This window comes from Vibrio sp. 10N.286.49.B3 (assembly GCF_002873395.1).
In the GTDB taxonomy this organism is placed as follows: Bacteria; Pseudomonadota; Gammaproteobacteria; order Enterobacterales; family Vibrionaceae; genus Vibrio.
Genome location: NZ_MCUV01000008.1, coordinates 90,484 through 101,585 on the forward strand (window position 1 = coordinate 90,484; position 11,102 = coordinate 101,585).

The 11,102-nt window shown below is 38.2% G+C and carries 5 protein-coding genes; all 5 read left to right on the top strand.

Going from position 1 to position 11,102, the window contains the following annotated elements:
* Positions 1–131: 131 nt before the first annotated feature.
* Positions 132–2,948: a PD-(D/E)XK nuclease family protein gene (locus BCU68_RS05130; RefSeq protein ID WP_102563717.1), complete on the top strand. Its 2,817-nt coding sequence runs from the start codon at positions 132–134 to the stop codon at positions 2,946–2,948.
* Positions 2,938–7,629 (top strand): UvrD-helicase domain-containing protein, encoded by a 4,692-nt coding sequence (locus BCU68_RS05135; protein WP_102563718.1) that lies wholly within the window; start codon positions 2,938–2,940, stop codon positions 7,627–7,629. The genes BCU68_RS05130 and BCU68_RS05135 overlap by 11 nt, the downstream gene beginning before the upstream one ends.
* A gap of 143 nt (positions 7,630–7,772) precedes the next feature.
* On the top strand, positions 7,773–8,888 hold the full coding sequence (locus BCU68_RS05140) for a hypothetical protein (RefSeq protein WP_102563719.1): 1,116 nt from the start codon (positions 7,773–7,775) through the stop codon (positions 8,886–8,888).
* A gap of 57 nt (positions 8,889–8,945) precedes the next feature.
* The gene (locus tag BCU68_RS05145; RefSeq protein ID WP_102563720.1) at positions 8,946–9,422 is read left to right on the top strand and encodes a hypothetical protein; all 477 of its coding nucleotides are present in this window, start codon (positions 8,946–8,948) and stop codon (positions 9,420–9,422) included.
* A 129-nt stretch (positions 9,423–9,551) separates the two neighbouring features.
* Complete coding sequence (locus tag BCU68_RS05150; RefSeq protein WP_102563721.1) at positions 9,552–10,355, top strand: hypothetical protein; 804 nt, start codon at positions 9,552–9,554, stop codon at positions 10,353–10,355.
* Positions 10,356–11,102 lie beyond the last annotated feature (747 nt).

Below are 11,102 nucleotides of genomic sequence, written 5' to 3' on the forward strand. Positions count from 1 at the left end.
TAACTGAGTGTTTATTGTTCTATTTAATGGTGATGTTAGATAAATAATATTATATTCCTTAACGATAGTTAAGGAGTATTACTCAGTTTGATTTTTTATTGTTATTTAAACGAAAATTTAATGGAATAAATATGTATTTTATACTATTGCCTGATGCGTTGAGTGGGCGACAGTGCCGTAATTTCTTGGCAAGTAAAAATAAAGTAAATGTAAAAGTCGGTACCAGCTTGTCTTTGTTTGAACAAATAGCAGAACTTTGGTTAATGGACTTCAATGCTGACCAAGCAATAGTGAAATTTGATGACAGTCTTAAAAGTTCCGCTTATAAACTGAGAGATTCATTTTGGTATAAAAGCTTAGTTACCGATGAGCCGACAACGCTGAATGAGTTATCTGCGACCTTAAAGCACGTTTATGCAAACCTTCCACTTTCTAAAAATCTCGCAGACTTTCCCTGTTTAGACGCACCGACACGTGTAACAAACTATTGGCAAGATTTGGTTGCATTAAGTCAGGAAATGCAAGGTTTGCGACCAGCAGATCAGGCTTTTGCTAAACAGTGGTTTGAGCAACTTAATACTTGTGAACCGCTCGAAGTATTTGAAATTATTGTTCCAAAAAGTATGTCGTTGCCTGTTTGGCTACAGCAAGCTGTTGAGTGTTGGAACAAAAATAAGCATAAAACTAATGCTTTGTGCCCATCTTCGGATAAGGAGCTGTTGGAGCTTCAAGCAATGGTTGATGAACTTTACGACTCACAGCCATGCAATCTGTTATTAGGCGAGTTGGCTCAAGGTTTGTTTTGTGTAGATAAAACCCCATTATCAACGCCTTGGGAAAACCAACTTTCGATTATCAGCACACGTGATGCGTGGGAAGAGTGCCAGACGGTGGTCAGTCGTTTGCAAACGCTATTAGATACAACTCCAGTTGCACTGGGCGACATTGCTATTGTTTTACCTAACCAAAGTCCTCACCTAGGGTTATTGCATAATCTATTGCCAAAGGCCGGCATTCGCTTTTCTAGCCTAAATAAGCTATCAAATGAATACCAATGGGATTTGCAACTGTTAAAAGAACTTATCGCACTTTATGTCATCAAAAAACAGTCTGAAAAGTTAGTTGATCCTTTACAATACGCTAGTGTTCTTGTTAATCCTTTGATGCCTTGGTCTTTATCTTATGGGCAATCCAAGTTTAGACGTTACAAAAAAAAGCCGAGTGAATTTCTAGAGCATTTAGAGACTTCAGACGATAAAACAGAACAACAGCTTGCACTGCTTAATCTGTTGTTCTCGCCATTGGTTGAACACAGTACGTTGACATCATGGCTCGATCAAATCGCTAAGTCACTTAGGAGCAAGAAAGGATCAAATAGTCGCACGTCATTTACAAAACATCTGGGTGAAATTCGAGACATCATTACAGATGAAAGTGAAGAATCAGCATTATTGAGTGTGGCGAAGCATCTTCAGCCAACTACGATTTCAAGCGACTCTAGTGAACATTGGCTCGTTGATAGCGTCTTGTTGTTAACAGAGCAAGACACATTACTAAAGCCAGTAGAACACCTCTTTATTCTCGGATTCAACCAAGGATCTTATCAAGCAACGCCTTCTATTCCTGGTGTATTCCAAATTGACCAATGGCGTGCGCTTGCAAAGTCGATTGAAAAAAGCTTCATCGAGTGTCAGCAAAGTGCCAACATTGGCACGGTTATGTTTGACCCACTATCTCCGCTACTTAAAGACAGCGAATTTATTAATCGCTTTAAAAGGCTATTTTATAAAACGAAAACCGGCGTGCATATCAGTCTTTCAGAGCAGTCATTTACCAGTGAACGTTTGTTACCCAGTCATGCCCTACAAGAGTTAGCGATTTTACTGCAATCAGAGGGAAGCATTGAACCTGATGATTTAGTTTTACCCATCAAGCGTTGCCCACAAAATGTCCCTTTCCTTAGTTATGAACCAGGGGTTGCCTGTACTGATGCGTCTTCTTCGGTAGAACAAAGCAGTGAGTTGGATTTAGGAGTGAACCTGCTAGCTCTGCATACCGATAACGATGGCAATCAGAAACCAGAATCACCAAGTAGTCTAAATGACATGATGCTATCGCCACTTGCTTGGCTGTTAAAAAAGCAGCACATCAGCCCTCAATTGTGGGAAGTAGCAACGCTAGATGCTCGAGTGAAAGGGCTAGTTGTCCACTGTGTGTTTGAGCACCACTTTAAAGGGACTTATGCCGATTTTGATACGCTCTTTACTCATGCTATTGAACAAGAAGCGCCATTTTTGAACCAGGCACGTTTTCGATTAGATAGAAAAGCGCTAAAAAGTGAAACTAAAATCACATTGAATAACTTGATGGAGTGGTGTGATAGCGAAGGTTGGTCAAGTGACATGCAAGAGCAAAAGCTAACCGGAAAGTATTTTGGCATTCCAATAAAAGGCACTGTCGATGCGGTGTTTAAAAAGAATAACCAGCGTTTGATTCTTGATTACAAAACCAGTAGCTCAAAAGACCTAATAAAACGCATCAATTTAGGCTTTGATCTGCAAACCAAGCTTTATACCGAAATGATAAAGCAAATTAACGTTGAGGCTAACGTTGAGTATGTGAGTGGTTATTATTCAACGAAAAATTCTGAGATCGTCTCCGACAAAGATATTGATAGTAAACCAGGTCCAGTCTTGGTTGTTCCGCCTGATTACAATGAAAAGAAAAATCCAACCCATTCACCGACAAAAATGGCTGAAGACGTAGTTGCTGAGCGTCTCGCAGAGTTACGTGCAGGGAAAGTGATGTTGAATCAAGAGGGTGATACAAAACAGTGGGATGCAAGAGGAATAGGTAGCATGAAATATGTGTTGAACGACCACCCTTTAGTTCGCGTATTCCAAGTTTTATCTGTAGCAAAAGTAGACGAGGCGACCAATGCAAAATAACTTAACGACACCTTTCAAGCCATTGACTCTCATTAAAGCAGGCGCAGGGGCAGGTAAAACCTTTCACATTCAAAAAACACTGGTTGAGTGGATTGAGCAAGGTCATGTTCAACCAGACAGAATTTTAGCGGTAACATTTACCGAGGCTGGCGCACAAGAGATGAAACAACGAATCAAGCAAGCTTTGGTAGCAAAACGCTTGTTTGATGAGGCTGATCGTATTGAACAATCTCAAATATCGACCATTCATAGCTTTGGTCTGGGGTTAATTGAACGTTTCTGTTATGAACAGGGTATTTCAGCTAAGCCTCAACAACTGTCAGATAAAGAACAGGACGTATTGGTTAGCCTAGCCCTTAAAGATGTCGCTCTAATCGAAGATATGTATGGCGAGTTAAAAGCTCACGGATACAAAGGATACCATTGCAGCACAGAAGAAAGGCAACTGAACAGTGCTGAGGTATTGAAAAAGCATATCAAAGAGATCGTCCCACTATTGAAGATGTTGGCTAACCTAAATGATAAAAGTCGTGTGGATAGCTTATGCTGGAAAATTCAATGTTCTCTCGAAAATATCTATGAAGCCCAGTCATTTAAAGAAGTGACCCTAAATAAAGGGTTGTATGATGCTGTAGGCAAAATCACAAGCAAATACACAAAAAAGGAGCTTCTGGAGAAATGGGGGAGTAATAGAGAGGCTAAAAATTTTGTAGAAGCACTGTATCAAACAACGGAGAAAAGAGTCACTCATGATTGGTCTTTGTGGGTAGATTTGGGAAAGATAAAAGCACCGAAAATTTGTAGCAACGAAACCGGTGAACCCAACTATGAACTCGATGGACAACTAGGGGTGGATGTTTGGTCTGCAGCGGATAAACTTGTTTACCATAAAGGCCCTCTAGAATCGGCAATTAAAACAACCTCAATGCTTATTCAGGGCATTGTTGAAGCGCTGACTCAATATCAAGCGTTGAAATCAGACAGCAGCTTGATTGATTATTCTGACATGGTGAGTCAACCCAATGCTTTACTTAGTGATGAAGAGTGGATTAAAGAGGTTAAGGCCAACTACGATTGTTTGATCATTGATGAATTCCAAGACACCAACCCGCAACAGTTCTCTTTATTATGGAAGCTTTCTAGGGCGGGGATAAACACGCTTGTTGTCGGTGATATCAAGCAATCTATCATGGGTTTTCAAGGTTCTGACAGCTATCTGTTTCAGTCACTTTTAGAACAACACCCTAATGATTCGGTAGAGTTAACCAATAACTGGCGAAGCAGTGACAAGGTGATGAGGTTCGTCAATCAGTTAGGCTCTCACCTGTACGGTGATGATTATCAATCATTGACTCCACGAGCTAACTTAACCTCTGATTTATCGGCCATTCACCGAATTGAGTTTGATACAGCAGAATTCAAAGGTGGCACTCGTGCTAACAGTTACTATGCTCTTGCCCCTAGTGTGATAGCCGAACATATTGAAAAGCTACTAAATAGTAAAGTAGAAGTGACAGACCGGCACACTAAGCATAAAAGGGAAATCCGTCCTAATGACATTGCGATTTTAGCGCGTACAAATAAACACTTAGATAAATACTCTACTGCGCTAACCAAGCGTGGTCTGCTTGTACAGCGTAAAAACCCAGAGAAAACAGACACAGATAAAGACAACTGGTTTACTACGCCTGAAATTCGCTACTTGTGGAGTGGTTTAAGCTATTTAGCTAACCCAAATGATAACGAAGCAAAGCTCAGCCTTAAAATACACGCTAAGGAGGCTAGTCTTGAAAAAGCGTTGCAAGATGTTGTCGCGAGTGAAGAAGACAAGCATAAATTTCAATCAGAGATTTTAACTAAGCTTGAAAGGCATCGAGAAAAGTTACCACTATGCTCAGTTAGCGAGCAAGTCTCGCAATGTATTGAGAATTTATCCCTCTTAGCACCAGATAATCTAGGTGCTGAGCGTGAAAAGCAGCGCAACGCTAATGTGTTGAAAATGGTCGGTCTTGCTGAAGAGTTTGAACAATTAAATACGGAAACGCTCAGCGCCCAAGGTCTTTATGGTCGTAGTCTTTCGAGCTTTTTGTCATGGTTAACTGTTAATAAAAAAGAGTTCACAGCGTATCCTTGTGTTGATAATGATAGTCTCAATGCGGTGAATTTAGTGACATGGCATGGCTCAAAAGGACTTGAATGGCCGGTTGTGGTGGTTGCGAAACTCGAAGAAGTACAAAAGATTCGATACCCTGAAACTAAGATTCGATACGATAGTAATAATGCTTATGAGAACAATCAGTTAGATAAGTCAATGCTTGACGATGCCTGGATTGAAATCATCCCACAATTTGCGCATCCTAAAACCGTTGAAAAATTTGATGACAAACTATCAGATGAAAAAGCAGATGATCTCAAAAACCTTTGTTACGTGGCGTTGACCCGTGCCCGTGAGCAAATCATTCTCCCTTGGTTTGATCAGCCAGAAAAAAACAATACGATGATGGCGTTAATTAGAGATCTTGATTATTCAGAGGCAAAAATCACTAAAGCTGTAATTGCAGATGAGCCAACAGAGAATGAGAGTCAACATACCAGTACGGATGTGGTGAAACCTTACAAAGTAAATGTTGAAAGTGATGTTAATCAGGCTGAGAGCATTAAGGCTGAAATCAACCCATCAACCATCACCAATAGTAATCCACAATTGGTTGCGGATACCTTAGAGCATTTTACCTATCAATCAACACTCGAATTAGAAGCGTTGGTTAAACTTGATTTAGTTGTCGGCAAGCAAGCCCATGCAGCAAATCACGTGGGAACTTGGCTTCACCAATGTTATCAGGTGCTTCTGGCAAAACCTGATTTTGAACATCGTCTATGGAAGAAACTGCCCCAATTAGCGGAACATACGCAATTGTGTCGTGAGATAGTCAAGCAAGTGAGCGTATTTAAGCAGAAATTTGAATCTGAAATGGACGCTGTACGTTTTCAATCAGAAGTTTCATTTTTGGCAAAGACAGAGCAAGGTTCGGTACTTAGTGGGATTATTGACTGCTTGATTGAAACACCCGATGGATTGATTATTATCGACCACAAAACAGATGCGGACATGTCTCTAGAAAAATTTGAGCACCATTGCGAGCAATTGGCCGCGTATGCAAAATACTTACAACACGATAAGCCAGTCATTGCGATTGGAATCAACTGGGTACGTGATGGACGTATCGAGCTAAAAAGCGTAAAAGAGCTGAAGCCCACGGAATCGGTGCCAATGAGTACGCTTAAAGAGCCAGCAGCCTTAGTTGGCGAGCAATTGGATATGTTTAGTGAAACACCTGTCGTTGCATCTAAAGTTGAGACAGAGCTTCGCCAAGAAAATGAGGCGCTTCGTAAGGAAGTAGATGCACTAAAAGCGCAGATGGAAGCAATTAGCAAACAACTTCCTACAATAAGTCCAGAGCCAGAGCCAGACGCTGAACATCCAGTCTGGGGGGAGTATGCTTTTTTAGATAACATTTACCTAAAAGTAGGTTTATTATCCAAGGCGGAAGAAAAACTGGTTAGAAAATCCGCAAGCTCCCGATTTAATATCAGTATGGAGAAGCTGACAACGCATGAACTTTTCCAAATGTCATTAGCAAAAATATTCATTGATTGGGCACCAACAGCAAAAGGAAAAGTGGTCGCTCGTGACATACAGACTGTAATCAAAGAACTTAAAGAAACAATCACTCCTGACGTTATTTTTATGAAAGAGAGTTCAGAAGAAGAGTTTATAGAGTCTTTGACAGGAAATTCATTTTTGCGACTGAATAAAAAATTAGACTTATCATCACGCAGGGTAGATGAGATTCTAAATAATGATTTAACCAGGTTTATTTCAAATTATGACCAACAAGACCTCGATGATAAAGACACATTGACTATATTTTGCTCTCGTATTGGTTTAGATGAAATTCCTTATAAACATCTTGAAGATATCGGTAATGAGACTCTAAATAAAAAGGGTGAACCCCAGTCAAAAGAAGCGATACGTCTGAAAGAAGTAAAGCAAAACACTAGGCTTGAATTATCATTAAGTCTAACACAAGAAACGATTAAAAATAATATCGCCAAGAATATGGAATCAACCATATCGAATCTGTACAAGATTTTATCAAAACGAATTCGTAGTGATAATCGGTGTGATTGTGTCGAAACATCATTAAGACACGTTATGGGAATATTCATAGGTGGCAAAAACTCTGACTTTTTCGAGAAATCTGAGACATACACATTTGACCAATTAGCGTGCATAATTGGAGATGAGTACGGCTGGTTAGAAAAAAGACTAGAAGAATGCTTAGAGGAAGAGTACATAGGTCAAGAGATTATTTTTGTTGATAACCCTCGGAATAAAATTGATTTGTGGGAAATGAACAATGATGACTTTCGACCTTATATTGATATTACAACCCTTGAATGCAACGAGAACTGTTACGAATGCAAATATGTTGAATTTGATTGCCCTATGGGTAAAAGTTTCACTTGCGGAGCTACAGATGAAAATATTGAAATCGAAGACTTTCCAAAAGAATTGGGAAAAATCATCAGTTATATTGCAATAGATGAAGACAATGATGGCGTTTATAAATTTCTGATTAATGGAAAGGATCCATACGAACAAGAACAAAAAATGTAAAAGTCATTTTTGCTTCTATTACATAGCCACCTTCATCGTAAAGGTGGCTATTTTTTTGAATGTAATCAGTATCGAATTTAGACAGAAAATGTCCAATCCGAATTGTATTATTCAGTTATCAAAACACTGTGAGCTAGAAAAGTATGACGACAGCTATTGAAAAAATGACTAAAGAGACACTATGTGATGAATTAATGCGCATTCTGTGTTTGTCATCTGAGCCGACGATTGTCAATCCCAACGGGAGCCATGAACTGTTTGTTGAGCGGACTCGTGAATTATGTCAACGACTAGCAGATAAACTATCTTTTGATGGTTTGAAGAATACGGTTGATCTCGCCATGCTTCCAGCGATAAAGACTGACACATCGAGATCTCTGTATAAAGCTCAAGTGCTAGCATCTATTGATAAGAGATTATCGAATGCGAGTTCTTTACCTATTGTTTACTATAGGGAAGAACCTGCTCTGTGCATATCTGCTTTGTTGAAGAGCATGCAAATGGACAGTGTTGACCTTCATCAGTATATGGAAGAGTGTTTACCTTGGTATCCACAGAATCAGTATTTCACCCCTTTGGTGGTTTGGAATTTAATATTAAACCGTTTACCAATTAGAAAAACTGAAGAAGAAAGACTTGAAGCAGAACAATCAGGAATAGAAGAAATCGCTTTGATTGCTAAAGTGCTAGAAAAACCAATTCCCGAGTACAATGAACCCGATTTATTCTCGGATGCATTGGAGGATATATTTACTTTTCTTTCTATCGAAGATAGTAAAGATGAAATGTTAAAGTTAAGTGAATGTGACTTTAATCATCATTTAAAGCACTTAATGCTGACACATAGTCATCGAATGTATGAGTTAGTGAGATATTTAGAGAACAATAAGTACTGGTTCAAAAAAAACAAGCAAAATTATTACTCTCATAAGTTTCAATTGATTTCATCGATAAGAACAGTGGAAAGCGTGCCGAAATCAATTTTGATAAACTTCTTGGACATTGCTCTTAAATACACCTGTGCATTGACGATGAAAGAATTGGAGTGGTTTGGGGATTATGTACAATTAGACGATTCAAATGCAATACGAACAGACAGTGTTAACCAATACGTTGAAAATTTGATTAAATCAAGTCACAAAAGCTCAGAGCAACAATTAACAGATTGGCTGTTCATTCTAATTGAGCATGCTAATGTGAATCCTGTGCAATTAGAGCAAGAATTAAATGAGTCGATCAATATGATTGTTAATGAATAGCACTAACGAACCTGACCCAACTTTCCACAATTTACATAGTATTAAAGAGTTCATTTCATGCCACATCATGCTCTAAAAGAAAAAATTAACCTCGACTTATCGTTCGCGCCTCATGAAGTAGAAGGGATGGACTATGACATTGGTGACTTAATTGGTTTAGCAATAAAAGTAGCCATGAAATTACTATCGTTGGAGTCATTTAATGAACTAGAACAATACGTTTTAAACTCTGATTTAAGCGATGAAGATTTGGAGTATTTTAGCCGTAATAGCTCTAACTTTGAAATGAATGATAATTCAGATCAGGCACGAGAACTACGGGCATTGGTTTTGTCTATGTTTCTTGGTCGAATACAAGCTAATAAGAAAAGATTATTGTGCGATAGAATTAAGCATTCATTAGAAGTCCTACATATAGCACTCGATCTCTGTGAACTAGAACCGAGAGCGGTAGAAAAGACATTTGATGAAACCTATTTTGCTCGTGTTAATGTTGAGTCTGATTTTAAACAAATACGCAAGCGGCTTTATTAACAATGAGATGTTCTAGCCCAGGCAGTCAAGCAACTGCATCTATTCGTAATTTATTGATCAATAGACAAAAAATGTCTGATGTAATTGATACATTAAATTTATAGATTCAAGACGAAACAAGAGATAATAATGAAGTTTAACAATGAAGAACAAGTATATGAGCACTTTTTGCCTGGTTACTTTCATGAGCAAAATGACGAAACTCGTGACGAAATGTGGTGGAGCGCACCTAGAACCGTCATCGTGCCACTTTTAACTGCATTACAGCTATTTAAAGGTGAGGGGGATGATTGTATAACGATGGACGAAGTTTCTCGGCAGTACAATTGCTCATGGATTCAGTGGCCTGATTTACTCAGTATGGATATACCTCACTGGGAAGTAAATAGCTACCTACATCAAAACCCTTATGATAAGTATGCGGAAGAGCTTGATAATAGAAATATAGAACCAAAGTTTATTGAAAATGTTCCTGAAGGTTATTCTAGTCAATTTCATCATGAAGAAATAAAATTATTCTATCAGGGAGACTTGCATAACGGTGAAATCACAAGTGCGATTAATTATGTTGACAGAGAAGCGACTTTGCTTATTTCTCAGTGGGCTAAATCTTTCCCTAAGAATAAGCAACGTAAAGTAAATATGTCTTGGCATGAACATTACCAAACTCGAAATGAATATGTGATGCGTGAATTAGAACTATTGGGTCCAATGTCTATCATCATTAATCACTCTGAATTGTGTCACTTTTTACCTAAAGTTACATTTATTCTCGCAAATAATATGAGTTTACGTTCCGTTAGCCCAAAGCATTTTTTGCGTGACATTAAGTCAATTGAGAATGAGTCACTATTAGATACATTAGATGAATTAGTGATCTCAATCACTCAAGAACATAAAAAATGGTATAAGAGTGAAGGGTTTTTAGCTTAACAAGTTCAAGTGAGAGCCGATTTCATCCTTAATATTCGGCTTTTGCGAGAAAGGTGAGATACCCAATCGATTAACCTCATATCTTCTTTAAAGGTTTACAGTAAGGAGCGTCAGGTGAATAGCAGAGGAAGAACTGAGTGTTAATTAATGAAAGGTTTTTAATATGGAAGAAATATTAGAGTGGTTGTATAAAGTTTTTAGCGCCATAATTACAGTCTTGAGTATTATTTATTTATCTCTGTATTATTATGGAGATAGTAACATGCTTTATAACTTTCTCTTTAACACAGTGTTGGGTGGTTTTTACCTTTACGTCTATTATATATTCTATTATTCAACTGAATTCGTGAGTCTGCTTCTGTATTTCTTGCCATTTTGTATGGTTTGCCACCTATTATGTGGTATTTTAAGTGGTTTACTTAATACTCTACTAAGGTATGCATCATTTTATTTAGTTTCACCACTGATTCTTACCTATCACTTTTTTACATACTTGCTCGGGTTCTTTAGCGAAGGGCATTTAGTGCGAATGGGATTTGGGTTTTATTTCTACGTGCCAGCTATAGGAATAACAATATCAATCTATGGGTGTATTTTATTTTCTATGTATGAATATTATATCAGTGATTATCAAAAAAAATTAAAATGATACCTGAACTATGAGTGAAGATTTTACGTGTCATTTTAGGGTCCTATTACCCATTATAATAGAAATATATTCTCAGTTGCGTATTTCGGTGATTGCGA

Bases quoted from the DNA above. Each gene is read 5' to 3' on its own strand.
- BCU68_RS05130 (WP_102563717.1), top strand. From the start codon at position 132: ATGTATTTTATACTATTGCCTGATGCGTTGAGTGGGCGACAGTGCCGT.
- BCU68_RS05135 (WP_102563718.1), top strand. From the start codon at position 2,938: ATGCAAAATAACTTAACGACACCTTTCAAGCCATTGACTCTCATTAAA.
- BCU68_RS05140 (WP_102563719.1), top strand. From the start codon at position 7,773: ATGACGACAGCTATTGAAAAAATGACTAAAGAGACACTATGTGATGAA.
- BCU68_RS05145 (WP_102563720.1), top strand. From the start codon at position 8,946: ATGCCACATCATGCTCTAAAAGAAAAAATTAACCTCGACTTATCGTTC.
- BCU68_RS05150 (WP_102563721.1), top strand. From the start codon at position 9,552: ATGAAGTTTAACAATGAAGAACAAGTATATGAGCACTTTTTGCCTGGT.